The organism is Achromobacter sp. FW305-C-13, assembly GCF_058783475.1.
Genome location: NZ_JBYSYN010000002.1, coordinates 1,463,424 through 1,477,976, shown reverse-complemented (window position 1 = coordinate 1,477,976; position 14,553 = coordinate 1,463,424). Strand labels below are relative to the sequence as shown.

Genomic DNA, 14,553 nt, shown 5'->3' with positions numbered 1-14,553 from the left:
CCATGGACATCAGCATCCTGCTTATTCAAAGCCTGAACGCTTTCCAGTACGGCTTGCTGCTGTTCCTGGTGGCCAGCGGACTCACGCTGATCTTCGGCATCATGGGCATCATCAACCTTGCCCACGGCAGTTTCTACATGATCGGCGCCTATATGGCGTTTGCGCTGGGGCCGGTGATCGACCGCTGGCTGGGCGGCGGCTTCATCACCACGCTTGCCGTGTGCGTGGCGCTGGCCGCGGTGCTGGGCTACTTCCTGGAGGCGGCGTTCTTCAGCTACCTGTACCACCGCAACCACCTGCAGCAGGTGTTGATGACCTACGGCCTGATCCTGGTGTTCGAGGAACTGCGCAGCATCCTGGTGGGCAACGACGTGCACGGCGTGCCGTTGCCCGCCTGGCTGCAAGGCAGCATCTCGCTGGGTGGCGTGATGACGTATCCGGTCTACCGGCTGTTCATCTCGGCGGTGGGCATCGCGGTGGCGCTGCTGCTGTACTGGGTGATCTCGCGCACGCGCCTGGGCATGATGCTGCGGGCCGGCGCCAGCAACCGCGAAATGACCGGTTCGCTGGGCATCGACGTGAACAAGCTATACCGGTTGGTGTTCGCGGCGGGCGTGGCGCTGGCCGCGCTGGCCGGCACCATCGCCGCGCCCGTGTCGTCGGTGTATCCCGGCATGGGCAACGGCGTGCTGATCATCTGCTTCGTGGTGGTGGTGATCGGCGGCATCGGATCGATCCGCGGCGCGTTCCTGGCGGCGATGCTGGTGGGGTTCGTCGAGACCTTCGGCCAGGTGTTGTTCCCTTCCGCGGCGGGGGTGCTCGTCTACCTGCTGATGGCGTTCATTCTTCTTTGCAAGCCCGAAGGGCTGTTCAAACAGGGCTAGCGACATGACGAAACTCCTACCCGTCGCAACACTGCTGGCCTTGGCCGCCTTTGCGTGGAGCGGCAGCGACTACTACACCGGCCTGGCCATCAAGGTCATGATCTACGCCATCTTCGCGTTAAGCCTGCAACTGCTGGTCGGCGGCGCGGGGCTGGTCAGCCTGGGGCATGCGGCGTTCTTCGGTATCGGCGCCTATGCGGCAGCGCTGCTGTCGCCCGAATCGGAAGCCGCCAGCCTGTGGTGGCTGCTGCCCGCGGCCCTGCTGGCGGCGGCCGCCTACGCCGCCGTGACAGGCGCCTTGGCGCTGCGCACGCGCGGCGTTTACTTCATCATGGTCACGCTGGCATTCGCGCAGATGGCGTATTACGTCTTCCACGACACCAAGGTCGGCGGCGGCAGCGACGGCATCTACCTGTACTTCAGGCCCGAGTTGTCGATTGCCGGCTGGATGCCCTTCGACCTGGGCAACGGCACGACGTTCTACTACTTCGTGCTGGCCTGCCTGGCGCTGACGTGGGGCTTTCTGGCCTTGCTGCGGCGTTCACCCTTCGGCGCGGCACTAGCCGGCATCCGCATCAATGAACAGCGCATGCGGGCCGCCGGCTATTCGACCTATCCGTACAAGCTGACCGCCTATGTGGTGGGCGCGACCCTGGCCAGCCTGGCCGGCTTCCTGTTCGCATTGAAAGACGGGTTCGTCACGCCCGAACTGCTGGCATGGGAACAATCCGGGCTGGTGCTGCTGATGGTGATCCTGGGCGGCATGGCCAGCCTGGGCGGCGCCGTGATCGGCACGGTGGCGCTGGTGCTGATGCAGGAGCTGTTCCAGTCGCAAGCGCTGTTCGGCGACTACGCCCGCCATTGGCACCTGCCCTTGGGGCTAGCCATCATCGCGCTCGTGGCGCTGCTGCCCAACGGCATCGCCGGATTGCCCGCGCAATGGCGGCAACGCCGCGAGGCCCGTGCGGCAAACGCACGCGCTGCCGCGGCAGCCACATCCGCCCGCGCGCCTGTCCGCCTTCCGATCCAGGGGGAACCCCATGTCTGACCTTCTGCTTGCGGCCTCGGCCGTCACGCGCCGCTTCGGCGGGCTGACCGCCGTCAACGGCGTCTCGCTGGGCCTGGCGCGCGGCCAGGTGCATGCCGTGATCGGCACCAACGGCGCGGGCAAGTCCACGCTGATCAACATCCTGTCGGGGGAACTGGCGCCCACAAGCGGCCAGGTCATGCTGGGCGGGCGCGACGTCACGGCCTGGCGGCAGCCCGAGCGGGCGCGTGCCGGGCTGGGGCGCAGCTATCAGCGGTCTACGCTGTTTCCTGAACTGACCGTGTTCGAAAACTGCCGGCTGGCCGCGCAAGCGGGCCGCCAGCGCTTTTGGCACTGGTGGCGCCCGGCCTCGGATTGCCGGCGCAGCGCGGACCTGGCGCAGCATGCACTGGAACGCACGGGGCTGGCCGATGACGCCGCCCGCGCCGCAGGCCTGTTGCCGCACGGCCGCAAGCGCCAACTGGAGATCGCCATGTGCCTGGCCGGCGAACCGCAGGTGCTGCTGCTGGACGAGCCCCTGGCCGGCATGGGCCCTGAAGAGACGGACCGGATCCTGGACCTGCTTCACACCTTGAAGACGGGCCACGCGATCCTGCTGGTGGAACACGACATGGACGCCGTATTCCGCATTGCCGAGACCATCACCGTGATGGTCAACGGCACCGCCATCGCCAGCGGCACCCCCACCCAGATCCGCGCCAACGCGGAAGTGCGCACGGCGTACCTGGGCGAAGACACGCAGGACGACGCGAAGGAAACCCCGCCATGCACGCACTGATCGAAGCCGGCGGCCTGCACGTGTACTACGGTGCCAGCCACGTGCTGCGCGGCGTGGACATGCACATCGCACCGGGCGAATCCGTCGGGCTGGTGGGCCGCAACGGCATGGGAAAGACCACGTTGATCCGCAGCCTGATGGGCCAGGTAAAAAGCGCGCAGGGCCAGGTACGGGTGGGCGGGCGCGACTGCACGCATGCCCAGCCCCACGCCATCGCGCGGCTGGGCGTGGCCTACGTGCCCGAGGGGCGCGGCATCTTTCCCAACCTGAATGTGCGTGAAAACCTGCAAGTCGCGGCGCGCCCCGGCGTGCGCGGCGGACAGGACTGGACCTATGCGCGCGTGCTGGACACGTTTCCGCGGCTGCGCGAACGGCTGGGGCACGGCGGGCAGCAGTTATCGGGCGGCGAGCAGCAGATGCTGGCCATCGGCCGGGCGCTGATGACCAACCCCGACCTGCTGATCCTGGACGAGGCCACCGAAGGGCTGGCCCCGCTGATCGTGGCGGAGATCTGGAAGATCATCCGCCAGATCCGCGCCACCGGTATGTCGGCCTTGATCGTGGACCGCAATTACCGGGCGGTGCTGGAACACACCGACCGCTGCCTCGTGATGGAAAAGGGCTTGATCGTGCAGGACGGCGACAGCGCGTCGCTGGCCCGGCAACCGGAGCAGCTGACGCGCTATCTGGGCGTCTAGGGCCCGTCGGCACGACAGGGCCCCAGCGCGGATCGCCCTTAGATGATGGCTTCGATCAGGAACGGGCCGCGGCGCTTCAGGCCGTCTGCCAGCGCGCGGGCGAAACCTTCCACCGTATCGACGCTGACCGCCTCCACGCCCATGCCGCGGGCCAAGTGCGTCCAATCCAGATAGGGCTCTTCCAGATCCAGCATGCGGCGCGCATTGCGGCCCGGTTCCTTAACACCCACGTTCTTCATTTCACCATGCAGCGTGGCGTAGGAGCGGTTGGCCAGGATCACCGTCAGGCAGTCCAGATTTTCACGCGCCTGCGTCCACAGCGCCTGCAGGGTATACATGCCGCTGCCATCGGCTTGCAGCGTGATGACCTTGCGGTCCGGGCACGCCACGGCGGCGCCGGTCGCCATCGGCAGGCCGATGCCGATGGCCCCGCCCGTCAGCATCAGCCAATCGTGCGGCGCGCTGCTGGCGCTGTAGATCGGGAATTCGCGGCCTTGCGTGATGGACTCGTCGCACACGATGGCTTGCTCGGGCAAGGTGTGCGCGATCAGGATGTTCACGGCGGCGCCCGTCAGCTTGCCCGATGCCGGCACCTCGTAAGCGGCGGCCGGCGTGGCCAGGCGCGGCGCGTCCGCGGCGATGCCCAATTCGTCCGCCAACCATTCCAGCGCGTGCGCCAGATCCTGCTCGGCGCTCGCCAGCACGACCTGATTGCTGTCCGGCGGCGCCAGCAGGCTGGGCTTGCCGGGATACGCGAAAAAGCCCACAGGCGCCTTGGCGCCCGCCAGCACCAGGTGCTTCACGTCTTTCAACTTGGCAACCGCCATGTCGATCGGATAGGGCAGGCGGTCGACCGGCGTGCGGTCGCCGCCGCGTTCGATACGGCGGTTGGACGTTTCCGACATCAGGCGCACCCCCGTGGCGCGCGCAATGCGGCCGGCGGCGTTCAGCGCGCGCTCGCGCAGCGCCGCACCGCCCAGCATCAGCACCGTCACCTCGCCCGAGCGGATCGCCGCGGCAGCGGCGCGCACGGCGTCGGCGGACGTCTGGGCCAGAGCTGCGTCCTTGACCAACACCGGCGCGGGCGCATTGTCAGACAGGTCCGTCCAGGCCGCGTCGGCCGGAAGAATCAGGGTCGCGATATTGCCGGGCGCACGGCGCGCCACGGCGATGGCTTCGGCGGCGTCCGAGGACACCGCGGCGGCGGTCATCGTGCGCTTGACCCAGTGCGACATCGGGCGCGCCACGCCCTCCACGTCGCTGGTCAGCGGCGCGTCGTATTGGACGTGATAGGTCGCGTGGTCACCCACGATGTTGACCATGGGGGTGCGGGCGCGCTTGGCGTTGTGCAGGTTGGCCAGGCCATTGCCCAGGCCCGGGCCCAGGTGCAGCAACGTGGCGGCAGGCTTGTCGGCCATGCGCGCGTAGCCGTCGGCCGCGCCCGTCACCACGCCTTCGAACAGGCCCAGCACGCAACGCATCTTGGGCTTGCGATCCAACGCCGCGACAAAGTGCATTTCTGAAGTGCCGGGGTTGGCAAAACACACGTCCACATCGTTGGCCAGCAAGGTATCGCAAAGACTGTCAGCGCCGTTCATGATTTTCCCTAGTCGTTTTCAATGGCGATGCGGGCGCATGCGCGCCCGCCTGATATGCATGATAGGTAGCGTATCAAAAACGCGGTAGAGCCATTTCAGGTTGCGGAGATGGAACCATTCCCGAATCTGGCCCGCAGCGTTCCGCCAGCCGGAATTAGCATAACCGCCCTACCCGATCAGCCCAGGATCTGCCCCAGGAACGCCTGCGCCCGCTCCGATCGCGGGGCATTGAAGAAATTCTCCGGCGTGTCGGCCTCGACGATCGCCCCCTGGTCCATGAAGACGACGCGGTCGCCGACCTCCCGCGCAAAGCCCATCTCATGCGTGACGCAGACCATGGTCATGCCATCGCGGGCCAGGGCGACCATGGTATCCAGCACTTCCTTGACCATTTCAGGATCCAGGGCAGAGGTCGGCTCATCGAACAGCATGATCTTGGGCTGCATGCACAAGGCGCGCGCGATCGCCACGCGCTGTTTTTGTCCGCCCGATAGCTGGCCGGGATACTTGTCCGCGTGCTGCGGAATCCGCACCCGCTCCAGGTAGTCCATCGCACGCGATCGGGCCTCATCGGCCGGCACGCCCTTGACCAGCAGCGGCGCCAGCGTGCAGTTCTCCAGCACCGTCAGGTGCGGGAACAGGTTGAAGTGCTGGAACACCATGCCGACTTCCGCCCGGATGCGCTCGATGTTCTTCACGTCTTCGTTCAGTTCGATGCCGTCGACCACGATTCGCCCCTGCTGGTGTTCCTCCAGCCGGTTCAGCAGCCGGATCGTGGTGGATTTACCGGAACCGGACGGACCGCAAAGGATCAGCTTCTCTCCGGGCGACACTTCCAGCGCCAGGTTGTCCAGCACCTGGAAGTCGCCATACCATTTGCTGACGCCTTGCATCGTGATGATCGGGGCGGAGGCATTCGTTGCGTTCATCGTCTCAGGCCTTGGAAATATCGTGGTTTTCGCCGGCGCCGCTCCAGTAGCCCGGCACCGTCAAGCGCTTCTCGGAGCGCCGGAACAGGTACGACAGCACGCTGCACATGGCGAAGTAGATGACCCCCACCATCGTGTAGACGGTCAGCGCCTGGAACGTCGCGCCGGCCAGCATTTCGCCCGCCCGCATCAGTTCGTACACGCTGATGACGGCGACGAGCGAGGTCTCCTTGATCAGCACCAGCGCGTAGTTCCCCAGGGCCGGGAATACCGTGCGCAGCGCTTGCGGCAGCACGATGCGGCGCAGCCGCTGCACCTTGCGCAAGCCCAGCGCGCGGGCCGCCTCGTACTGCCCGGTGTCCACCGACTGGATGCCGCTTCTGAACAGTTCGGCCAGATAGGCGCCGAAGTTCAGCGTCAGGCCCAGCACGCCCGCGACAAAGCCATTGATCACCACCCCCATCTCGGGCAGGCCGTAGTAGATATAGAACAACTGCAGCAGCAGCGGCGTGCCGCGTATCACTTCGATGTAGAAGCGCGCGCCGCGGCTCAACAGGCGCGAGGGCGACAAGCGGCACAAGCAGACGACCAGGCCCAACGCCACCGCCAGGAAGGCCGAACAGAAAAACAGCGCCAAAGTCCAGACCGTGCCCTCGGCCAAAGGGTTCAGGTACATGCGCAGCGTAGCGAGATCCAAGTCGTGCTCCTTATCCGTGCCGTTGCGGCGCTTACTTGCTGATCAGGTCCGACACGCCCCACTTCTTCCCGATGGCTGCCATTTCCCCGTTCTTGCGCATCTCGGCCAGCGCGTTGTTCACGGCGTCCAGCAGCGCGGCGTTGCCCTTCTGCACGGCCATGCCGACCTGCCACTTACGTTGCGGCTGGTAGCCGGTGTCCAGCTTCACGCCCGGGATGTTCTTGGTCTGGATCTGGTAGATGATGCTGGGCGGGTCCACGATGCCCAGGTCGATGCGACCCGCGCGCACGTCGGCCAGCAAGGTGGAGTAATCCTGATAGGTCGTGACCTTGGTGCCCGGCATGTCCTTGATCATGTTGAACTGCACCGAATCCACCAGAACGCCCACGCGCTGGCCCTGCATGTCTTCGAACTTGGCGTATTTCCTGGCCGCCTTGTCGCTGACCACCACACCCTCGCCCCACTCGTAGACGGGCGCCGAGAAATCGATGGCGCGCGCACGCTCTTCGGTAATGAAGAGCGGCGCGGACATGACGTCGGCCCGCCCGGACGTCAGCGTTGGGATGAGGCCCGAGAACGGCACGTCGGACAGCTTGTCCGCCACCTTCAGGTGCTTGGCCACGCCAGCGGCCACGTCCACCATGATGCCTTCCAGTTGGTTCGACTTCGGATTCTTGAACCCGTGCGGCGGTGCGGACGCCGTGGTGACGACGGCCAGGCTCTTGTCGGCGCGCACTTCGTCCAGCGTGCGCGCCTGCGCGCCGGTCTGGATCAGCAGGCTGGCCGCAGCCACGCCCAGCAGGATGGATTTGAGTTTCATCGTTTTCCCCTTGGATGAATGAATGCCGCGGACGCGACGGCTCAGGCCGGACGCCCTTGCGGGTACTGCTGCACCGCTACCGCCGCCAACGCGCAGAATTCCTGCATCACGGTGGCGGCCAGGAAGGCCGTAGCCCCCTGCACGTCTTGCGGCGGCGACACGGTATTGACGTCGAAAGCCACGAAGTTCAGGCCCGCAAGCTGGCGCAGCAGCGCCAGCCCTTCCTTGGCCGACAACCCGCCCCACTCCGGCGTGCACACGCCCGGCGCGCAGGAGGGGTCGAAGATGTCCATGTCGAAGCACAGGTAGACCGGGCGCTGGCCGATGCGCTGCTTGATGTCCGCAAGCGTGGCCTTCTGGTCCTGGTCGAAGTCGTCGTACGGCACGATCGTGTAGCCGACCTCGCGCCCGAACTCCAGCACCCCGGGCATGAAGGAACTGCCACGGGTGCCAACGTGGAAGCTGGACGCCACGTCCAGCAGCCCTTCTTCGGCTGCGCGCGTGAAGGTCGTGGCCGTGTTGTAGCCGGGGATGGGATAGGTGTCGGTATGCGAATCGAAATGCAGCACGACGAAATCCGGATGGCGGCGCGCCACGGCGCGCAACTGCGGCAGCGTCACCGCGCCGTCGCCCCCCATCGAGATCGGGATGGCGCCCGCGTCCAGGATGGCCCCGATGCCGGCCTCGATCAGCGGATAGGACGCGTCCGGGTCGCCGGGATGGCAGGCGACGTTGCCCACGTCGATCGCACGCAGGAATTCAGGCGGATTGTCGATGCCGTTGCGGCGGAAGATATCGACGGGGCGCAGCAGCCGGGATTGCTCTCGGATCGCGTCGGGCCCCTGCCGCGACCCCACACGAAACGGATGCGTGCCGCAATCGAACGGGATGCCGACCACGCAGGCGCGTGCCCGGCCCGCCCCCGCCTCGCGGGCAGACGGCAGCCCCATGAATCCGGCGACGGGATTGAAACTGACTTCAGATGACTGCGACACAGCGCGGCTCCTGGGCATGCCTCGTCGGCTAAATCGCAGACGCGAGCTATATTTAGATTCGATCAAATCGCTGTGCGATACGATCGTGTCATAAATAGATTAGCAAGCAAGAACCCAGCCAGCCAATTAGGGAGTTCCCCTTAGAAGCCGAAAAATTAGTTGATTAAATTAGTATGGAATAGGCACGAACGCGCCCTAGCACGGTGCAGCGCTGCACCGACATGCGGCACGTGGGAAAGGATCAGGCCTCGTCGTCAGTCAGCGGCATCGCGCCGCGCAGGGCGCCGCCCGGCGGTTCCATCTGATAGAAGGGATGCGATCGGCCCAGCGTGCGCGATGCACTGATGGCGTGCGCGGTTTCCACGACTTGCGGACCGAAGACGGCTTGCGCCTGTTCAAAAGACCAGCGACTGGACGGAACCGAGACGTTTACGGCCCCCAACGGAGTTCCCCCGGCATCCAGCACCGCCGCGCTGACCGTGATGTCGCCCGGATAGAACTCGCCGTTGGAACGGGCATAGCCGTGGCGCCGCGCGAACTCCAGTTCGGCCAGCAAGGCGTCCAGCGTAGTGAGCGTATTGGCCGTGTAGGGCTTGCGGTCGCAGCGTTCCAGCAGATCATGGGCCACGCCCGGGTCCAGCTTGGCCAGCACGGCGCGGCCGGCCGCGGTGCAATACAAGGGCAAACGCATGCCCACCGGCATGTTCACAAACATTTCCTTATGGGTGGCAAAGCGCGCCACATAGACCATGTCCAGGCCATCGGGCTCGGCCAGGCTGCACGTTTCCTGGCTGTTGCGGTTCAGCGTGTGCAGGAACGGGTTGCCGCCCAAAACCAGCGGACTCGTCTGCACGTAATTCATGCCCAGCTCCAGGGACCAGGGCGCCAGCGAGAACTTCTTGCTGACCGGATCCTTGCGCAGGTAGCCCAGCGTCCAGAGCGTATGGGTAAAGCGCTGGACTGCGCTTTTGCTCAACCCCGTGGCATCGGCAAGCTCCGGCAGCGTCATGGCGGGCTGCCCTTCGCTGAAGGCCCTCAGAACGGAAATGCCACGCGCCAACGCAGCAATAAACAGCGGGGAATCCTCGGGGTTTCGCGTCAGGGTCATGGCACGGGGCGTGCAGAGAGAAAGCGCATAGCGTACCGCATAACGGTTCGCTTATATCGCAGGGCGATTGCAAAGACTTCGGCAATCCCCTTGCCCGGAGACCTCGGCAAGAAAAAAAGCGGCCCGCGCGTTGCGGGCCGCCTGTTATCGCACGCAGGGGGTCAACGGATCGGCCACGGATACATGGCGCCGCCGTTGCTCCACAGCGCGTTGGTGCCGCGCTGCAGGCCCAGCTTGCTGTCCTTGCCGACGTTGCGCTCGAACACTTCGCTGTAGTTGCCCACGGCCTTGATGGCGTTGTAGGCCCATTTTTCGTCCACGCCCATATTCTTGCCGGCGCCCGGCGTCACGCCCAGGATGCGCAGGACGTTGGGGTTGCTGCTCTTCAACATTTCGTCGACGTTTTTCTGCGTGATGCCATATTCCTCGGCTTCCAGCAGCGCGAACAAGGTCCAGCGCACGATGCCCAGCCAGTTCTCGTCACCCTGGCGCACCATGGGGCCCAGCGGTTCCTTGGAGAAGCGTTCCGGCAAGATCTCGTAGTCGTTCGGATTGGCGACTTGCGTGGCGCGCACGGCGGCCAGTTGCGAGGCGTCGTCGGTGAAGGCGTCGCAGCGGCCGGACTCAAACGCGCGCACGACTTCGGTCACCTTGTCGATCACGACCGGCTTGAACTCGATCTTGTTCGCGCGGAACCAGTCGGCCAGGTTCAGTTCCGTGGTGGTGCCCGGCTGCACGCAGACGGTGGCGCCGTTCAGTTCCTTGGCGCTCTTGACGCCCAGCTTCTTGTTCACCAGGATGCCCTGGCCGTCATAGAAGCTGGCGGCCACCGCGGACAAGCCCAGCGAGGTGTCGCGCGTCTGGGTCAGCGTGACGGTGCGCAGCAGCACGTCGACTTCACCCGATTGCAGCGCGGTGAAGCGTTGCTGGGTCGACAGCGCCGTGCCCTTGAATTTGGTCGAATCGCCGAATACGGCCGCGGCGACCGCGCGACAGATATCCACGTCCATGCCTTCCCATTCGCCCTTGCTGTTGGTGGCGGAAAAGCCGGATACGCCGTCGGTCAGGCCGCACTGCACGAACCCTTTTTTCTTCACCGCATCCAACGTGGGGCCGGCGACTGCCGCCTGGGACGCGCAAGCCAGGGCGAGCGCGCCGGCTGCAAACAAGATGGACCGCTTCATTATTGCCTCTCCTGAGATAGATGCCCGGTCGGACTTGTAAGCCTTCCCGGCTGAAACCGAGCCCAGCGTTGTCGGGCCGGCCGCCAGATTACGCCATGTCCACTGCGTGAACAACGCGATCGGGCCTAGTGGAAACCCGAGGCGATGCCCATTCGAGGCCCTATCAGATTTGTCCGGTGATCGAACTTTATCCGGCCCTCTCAAGCCGTCCGGGCGAAGCTCGCATGCCATACTTTTTTCGCGCCGGTGTCCGCTCAGCGGCACCGGCGTCGCAGCATAAAAGCCGATCGCGCCACAACAAAAATCCCGGGCGCGCATCGATACTCGGCCGATTCATGGAGGAGACGAATCCATGGCACAAGCAAGCAAGACGCAGCCTCGCCGCGCGGCGCACCGCCGCATGGCCCTGAAGACCCTGTTGTTGTCCGCGCTGGCCGCGGCAGGCCTGGGCACCGCCCCCGTCCACGCGGCGGATGACTGGCCCAGCAAGCCCATCAAGATCATCGTGCCCTACACGCCGGGCGGCTCCACCGATATCGTGACCCGCATCGTCATGGAAAAACTGGGGCCCCGCCTGAAGCAGACGATCATCGTCGAGAACCGGCCGGGGGCCAACAGCAGCGTCGGCTCGGCCATCGCGGCCAAGTCGGACGCGGACGGCTACACCTTCCTGTCCATCCTGCCGGCCTACATCATCAACTTCCACCTGTACAAGCTGACCTACGCCCCGGCCGACCTGACGCCGGTGGTGCAGATGGCCGACCTGCCCCTGTTCCTGTTCGTGGCGCAAGACCTGCCGGTCAACACCGTGGCCGACCTGGTCGCCTATGGCCGCAAGAACCCCGACAAACTCACCTACGCGTCCAGCGGAAACGGGTCCAGCGCGCACCTGACCGGCGCGGACTTCGCGCTGCAGAACAAGCTCACGATGACGCACGTGGCCTACAAGGGCAGCGCCCCCATCCTGACCGATCTGCTGGGCGGCCGCGTCTCGATGGTGTTCGACCCCATCCTGGTCCCGATGCAGTACGTGAAGCAGAACCGCCTGAAGGCGCTGGCCTTCACCGGCAAGGAACGCTGGCCCACCGAGCCCGGCATCCCCACGATGGAAGAAGCCGGCATGCCCGGCTTCGTGACGGGCTCCTGGGCCGGCCTGATGGCCCCGGCCGGCACGCCCAAGCCGATCATCGAACGCATGGCGCGCGAGATCGCCGAGATCGTCAAGGAACCCGATGTGAAGCAGAAGTTCGTGGATGCGGGCTTCCTGCCCGCCAGCGGCACCACGGCGCAGTTCGCGGAACTGATGAAGACGGATTCGGCGCGCTACGCCGAAATCATCAAGCAGGCGGCTATCACCGTGAATTGAACGCGGACCGGGCGCGGCACCGCGCCTGGCCCGATCGGAGTTTCCCCATGATCAACAAGTTCATCGATACCCCCGAGGCCGCGGTCTCGGACATCCACGACGGCGCTACGGTGCTGATCAGCGGCTTCGGCGGCGCAGGCATGCCCACCGAACTCATCCATGCGCTGATCGACCAGGGCGCGCGCGAACTCACCGTCGTCAGCAACAACGCAGGCAACCACGAAACCGGCCTGGCCGCGCTGATCAAGGCAGGCCGCGTGCGCCGCGTCATCTGCTCATTTCCCAAGGCCTCGCATTCCTGGGTCTTCGACGACCTGTATCGCCGCGGCGGCATTGAACTGGAATGCGTGCCACAAGGCACCATCGCCGAACGGTTGCGCGCAGCCGGCGCCGGGCTGGGCGGCTTCTTCACCCCTACCGCCTATGGCACCGAGCTGGCCCAAGGCAAGGAAACCCGCATCATCGACGGCCGCGGCTATGTCTTCGAGACGCCGCTGCATGGCGACTTCGCGCTCGTCAAGGCGGACCAGGGCGACCGCTGGGGCAACCTGACCTACCACAAGAGCGCGCGCAACTTCGGTCCCATCATGTGCATGGCGGCCAAGACCACCATTGTGCAAGTGCGCGCCAAGGTCGAGCTGGGCGAACTGTCGCCCGAAGCCGTCGTGACGCCGGGCATCTTCGTCGCGCGTGTCACCGAGGTGGCCAATGCCGCCTTTTCCAGCTGAAGGAATCCTCATGCAACCCCTGACCCGCGAGGCCATGGCGCGCCGCCTGGCCCTGGACATTCCCGACGGCAGCTACGTCAACCTGGGCATCGGCATGCCAGTGCTGGTGGCCGCCCATCTTCCCCCCGGCCGCGAGATCGTGCTGCATAGCGAAAACGGCATCCTGGGCATGGGCCCGCCGCCCGCTGACGATGCCATCAACCTGGATCTGATCAACGCCGGCAAGCAGCCGGTGACGCTGCTGGAAGGCGGCTCGTACTTCCACCACGCGGATTCGTTCGCGATGATGCGCGGGGGCCATCTGGACATCTGCGTCATGGGCGGCATGCAGGTTGCCGCCAACGGCGACCTGGCCAACTGGTCGCTGGCCAAGCCGGGCGAAGCGCCGGCCGTCGGCGGCGCGATGGACCTGGCAGTGGGCGCGCGCAGCGTGTTCATCATGATGGAGCACAACAGCAAGAACGGCGATCCGAAGATCGTCGAACGCTGCACGTATCCGCTGACGGGCGCCGGCGTGGTTGACCGCATCTACACGGATCTGGCCGTCATCGACGTCACGCCGGAGGGCCTGGTGGTTCGGGATATGATCGACGGCATGACTCTGAACGAACTGCAAGCGCGCACCGGCGCGCCGCTGCGCGCAGGCTGATGCTGCCCAATCTTCCCCCACCCGGCTACGCCGCCCCGCTTGCGGCGGAAGATCATCCCGACCAGTTGCGCGGCGATCCGGACTACATGCTGACGCTTGCGCGCGGCCTGCATGTGATCCGCGCGTTCGGCACGCGCCGCCATCCGCAGACAGCGGCGGAACTGAGCCGGCGCGCCGCGCTGCCGCGCGCCGTCGTGCAGCGTTGCCTGCACACATTGATCCTGCTGGGCATCGCCGAGCAACACGGCCGGCTGTATGTGCTGACGCCGCGCATCCTGGGCCTGGGCTACGCGTATTTTTCGTCCACGCCGTTCGTGTCGCTTGCCCAGCCCGTGCTGGAAGAGCTGAGCGCCACCGTCAATGAAACTTGTGCCCTGGCCATCATGGAAGGCCACGAGATGCTGTATCTGGCGCGCTCGGAAGTGAACCGCCTGCTGGCCACGTCGATGGGGCTGGGCAGCCGCTTGCCGGCGTACTGCACGTCGATAGGACGCGTGCTGCTGGCGCAACTACCAGAACCGGCGCTAGCCCGCTATTTCGCCACGGTTGACCTGCAACCCTATACGGAATTCACGCTGACCACCGAAGCGAAGCTGCGCGCGGAACTGGCGCGCATCCGCGAGCAGGGCTATGCGGTGGTGGACCAGGAACTGGAACTGAACGTGCGCGCAATCTCGGTCCCCGTGCGCTCGGCCAGCGGCAAGGCCTGCGGCGCCGTAAACGTCAGCGTGAAGGCAGCGCGGGTGCCGTTGATCCGGCTGACGGAAGAATTCCTGCCGCCCCTGCGGCAGGCCGTCGAAAGAATCGGCGAATTCCTGGTCGCGTGAAGGAGGTGTCGGCCCGGCTTGAATGCGATGTTGGGCCGTCGTGAATGCGATGTTGGCCCGTCGCATATTGTGATGTCGATCCGTCGTAAATGCGATGTTGGCCCATCGTAGGATGGGTGGAGCGCGAGTGATTTCGGATAAGAATGCGAATGCCTGACGCGCGCAACCCATCAAGCATCGGTTGAGTTCTGGCGAAAGCTGATAGGGATCCACCGCTGCCTGATGGGTTGCGCGCGATGGACAG

Annotated in this window: 15 protein-coding genes; 8 read left to right on the top strand and 7 right to left on the bottom strand. The window is 65.6% G+C overall.

Features of this window, described 5'->3' with window-relative positions; genetic code table 11:
- The first annotated feature begins 2 nt into the window (after nt 1-2).
- The 4 genes from AC3WMU_RS18225 to AC3WMU_RS18210 are packed head-to-tail and all read left to right on the top strand — an operon-like array spanning nt 3 to nt 3,408.
- Nucleotides 3-884 carry a branched-chain amino acid ABC transporter permease gene (locus tag AC3WMU_RS18225; RefSeq protein ID WP_006222815.1) on the top strand — a complete coding sequence of 294 codons (882 nt, stop codon included), beginning with the start codon at nt 3-5 and terminating at the stop codon, nt 882-884.
- 4 nt (nt 885-888) lie between these two features.
- Nucleotides 889-1,932: a branched-chain amino acid ABC transporter permease gene (locus AC3WMU_RS18220; RefSeq protein WP_280028135.1), complete on the top strand. Its 1,044-nt coding sequence runs from the start codon at nt 889-891 to the stop codon at nt 1,930-1,932.
- Nucleotides 1,925-2,710: an ABC transporter ATP-binding protein gene (locus AC3WMU_RS18215; RefSeq protein WP_427961623.1), complete on the top strand. Its 786-nt coding sequence runs from the start codon at nt 1,925-1,927 to the stop codon at nt 2,708-2,710. Before AC3WMU_RS18220 ends, AC3WMU_RS18215 begins: the two co-directional genes overlap by 8 nt.
- The gene (locus tag AC3WMU_RS18210; RefSeq protein ID WP_006222812.1) at nt 2,698-3,408 is read left to right on the top strand and encodes an ABC transporter ATP-binding protein; all 711 of its coding nucleotides are present in this window, start codon (nt 2,698-2,700) and stop codon (nt 3,406-3,408) included. The genes AC3WMU_RS18215 and AC3WMU_RS18210 overlap by 13 nt, the downstream gene beginning before the upstream one ends.
- A gap of 38 nt (nt 3,409-3,446) precedes the next feature.
- Here AC3WMU_RS18210 and AC3WMU_RS18205 read toward each other — a convergent pair whose 3' ends face one another.
- The 7 genes from AC3WMU_RS18205 to AC3WMU_RS18175 all read right to left on the bottom strand — a co-directional run bounded on the left by AC3WMU_RS18205 (nt 3,447) and on the right by AC3WMU_RS18175 (nt 10,739).
- Nucleotides 3,447-5,006, bottom strand: a complete 1,560-nt coding sequence (locus tag AC3WMU_RS18205; RefSeq protein WP_006222811.1) for an acetolactate synthase large subunit — start codon at nt 5,004-5,006, stop codon at nt 3,447-3,449.
- A 176-nt stretch (nt 5,007-5,182) separates the two neighbouring features.
- Nucleotides 5,183-5,935 (bottom strand): amino acid ABC transporter ATP-binding protein, encoded by a 753-nt coding sequence (locus AC3WMU_RS18200; protein ID WP_006222810.1) that lies wholly within the window; start codon nt 5,933-5,935, stop codon nt 5,183-5,185.
- A 4-nt stretch (nt 5,936-5,939) separates the two neighbouring features.
- Nucleotides 5,940-6,632 carry an amino acid ABC transporter permease gene (locus AC3WMU_RS18195; RefSeq protein WP_424625176.1) on the bottom strand — a complete coding sequence of 231 codons (693 nt, stop codon included), beginning with the start codon at nt 6,630-6,632 and terminating at the stop codon, nt 5,940-5,942.
- Nucleotides 6,633-6,663: 31 nt separating this feature from the next.
- Nucleotides 6,664-7,452, bottom strand: a complete 789-nt coding sequence (locus AC3WMU_RS18190; protein WP_424625175.1) for an ABC transporter substrate-binding protein — start codon at nt 7,450-7,452, stop codon at nt 6,664-6,666.
- Nucleotides 7,453-7,493: 41 nt separating this feature from the next.
- The gene (locus tag AC3WMU_RS18185) at nt 7,494-8,402 is read right to left on the bottom strand and encodes an arginase family protein (protein WP_280028156.1); all 909 of its coding nucleotides are present in this window, start codon (nt 8,400-8,402) and stop codon (nt 7,494-7,496) included.
- Between the two features lie 286 nt (nt 8,403-8,688).
- Nucleotides 8,689-9,555 carry an IclR family transcriptional regulator gene (locus tag AC3WMU_RS18180; protein ID WP_006222806.1) on the bottom strand — a complete coding sequence of 289 codons (867 nt, stop codon included), beginning with the start codon at nt 9,553-9,555 and terminating at the stop codon, nt 8,689-8,691.
- Between the two features lie 161 nt (nt 9,556-9,716).
- Complete coding sequence (locus tag AC3WMU_RS18175) at nt 9,717-10,739, bottom strand: amino acid ABC transporter substrate-binding protein (RefSeq protein WP_315137827.1); 1,023 nt, start codon at nt 10,737-10,739, stop codon at nt 9,717-9,719.
- Between the two features lie 352 nt (nt 10,740-11,091).
- Here AC3WMU_RS18175 and AC3WMU_RS18170 point away from each other — a divergent pair, with 352 nt between their 5' ends.
- From AC3WMU_RS18170 to AC3WMU_RS18155, 4 genes are read left to right on the top strand one after another with little or no spacing between them, the layout of a single operon-like run.
- Nucleotides 11,092-12,105 carry a Bug family tripartite tricarboxylate transporter substrate binding protein gene (locus AC3WMU_RS18170; RefSeq protein WP_088591625.1) on the top strand — a complete coding sequence of 338 codons (1,014 nt, stop codon included), beginning with the start codon at nt 11,092-11,094 and terminating at the stop codon, nt 12,103-12,105.
- A 47-nt stretch (nt 12,106-12,152) separates the two neighbouring features.
- The gene (locus AC3WMU_RS18165; protein WP_424625174.1) at nt 12,153-12,833 is read left to right on the top strand and encodes a 3-oxoacid CoA-transferase subunit A; all 681 of its coding nucleotides are present in this window, start codon (nt 12,153-12,155) and stop codon (nt 12,831-12,833) included.
- A 10-nt stretch (nt 12,834-12,843) separates the two neighbouring features.
- On the top strand, nt 12,844-13,482 hold the full coding sequence (locus AC3WMU_RS18160) for a 3-oxoacid CoA-transferase subunit B (protein ID WP_088591626.1): 639 nt from the start codon (nt 12,844-12,846) through the stop codon (nt 13,480-13,482).
- Complete coding sequence (locus AC3WMU_RS18155) at nt 13,482-14,309, top strand: IclR family transcriptional regulator domain-containing protein (RefSeq protein WP_006222801.1); 828 nt, start codon at nt 13,482-13,484, stop codon at nt 14,307-14,309. Before AC3WMU_RS18160 ends, AC3WMU_RS18155 begins: the two co-directional genes overlap by 1 nt.
- Nucleotides 14,310-14,553 lie beyond the last annotated feature (244 nt).

Bases quoted from the DNA above. Each gene is read 5' to 3' on its own strand.
- AC3WMU_RS18175 (WP_315137827.1), bottom strand. From the start codon at position 10,739: ATGAAGCGGTCCATCTTGTTTGCAGCCGGCGCGCTCGCCCTGGCTTGC.
- AC3WMU_RS18225 (WP_006222815.1), top strand. From the start codon at position 3: ATGGACATCAGCATCCTGCTTATTCAAAGCCTGAACGCTTTCCAGTAC.
- AC3WMU_RS18170 (WP_088591625.1), top strand. From the start codon at position 11,092: ATGGCACAAGCAAGCAAGACGCAGCCTCGCCGCGCGGCGCACCGCCGC.
- AC3WMU_RS18180 (WP_006222806.1), bottom strand. From the start codon at position 9,555: ATGACCCTGACGCGAAACCCCGAGGATTCCCCGCTGTTTATTGCTGCG.
- AC3WMU_RS18165 (WP_424625174.1), top strand. From the start codon at position 12,153: ATGATCAACAAGTTCATCGATACCCCCGAGGCCGCGGTCTCGGACATC.
- AC3WMU_RS18200 (WP_006222810.1), bottom strand. From the start codon at position 5,935: ATGAACGCAACGAATGCCTCCGCCCCGATCATCACGATGCAAGGCGTC.
- AC3WMU_RS18205 (WP_006222811.1), bottom strand. From the start codon at position 5,006: ATGAACGGCGCTGACAGTCTTTGCGATACCTTGCTGGCCAACGATGTG.
- AC3WMU_RS18160 (WP_088591626.1), top strand. From the start codon at position 12,844: ATGCAACCCCTGACCCGCGAGGCCATGGCGCGCCGCCTGGCCCTGGAC.
- AC3WMU_RS18215 (WP_427961623.1), top strand. From the start codon at position 1,925: ATGTCTGACCTTCTGCTTGCGGCCTCGGCCGTCACGCGCCGCTTCGGC.
- AC3WMU_RS18210 (WP_006222812.1), top strand. From the start codon at position 2,698: ATGCACGCACTGATCGAAGCCGGCGGCCTGCACGTGTACTACGGTGCC.
- AC3WMU_RS18220 (WP_280028135.1), top strand. From the start codon at position 889: ATGACGAAACTCCTACCCGTCGCAACACTGCTGGCCTTGGCCGCCTTT.
- AC3WMU_RS18185 (WP_280028156.1), bottom strand. From the start codon at position 8,402: ATGGGGCTGCCGTCTGCCCGCGAGGCGGGGGCGGGCCGGGCACGCGCC.
- AC3WMU_RS18155 (WP_006222801.1), top strand. From the start codon at position 13,482: ATGCTGCCCAATCTTCCCCCACCCGGCTACGCCGCCCCGCTTGCGGCG.
- AC3WMU_RS18190 (WP_424625175.1), bottom strand. From the start codon at position 7,452: ATGAAACTCAAATCCATCCTGCTGGGCGTGGCTGCGGCCAGCCTGCTG.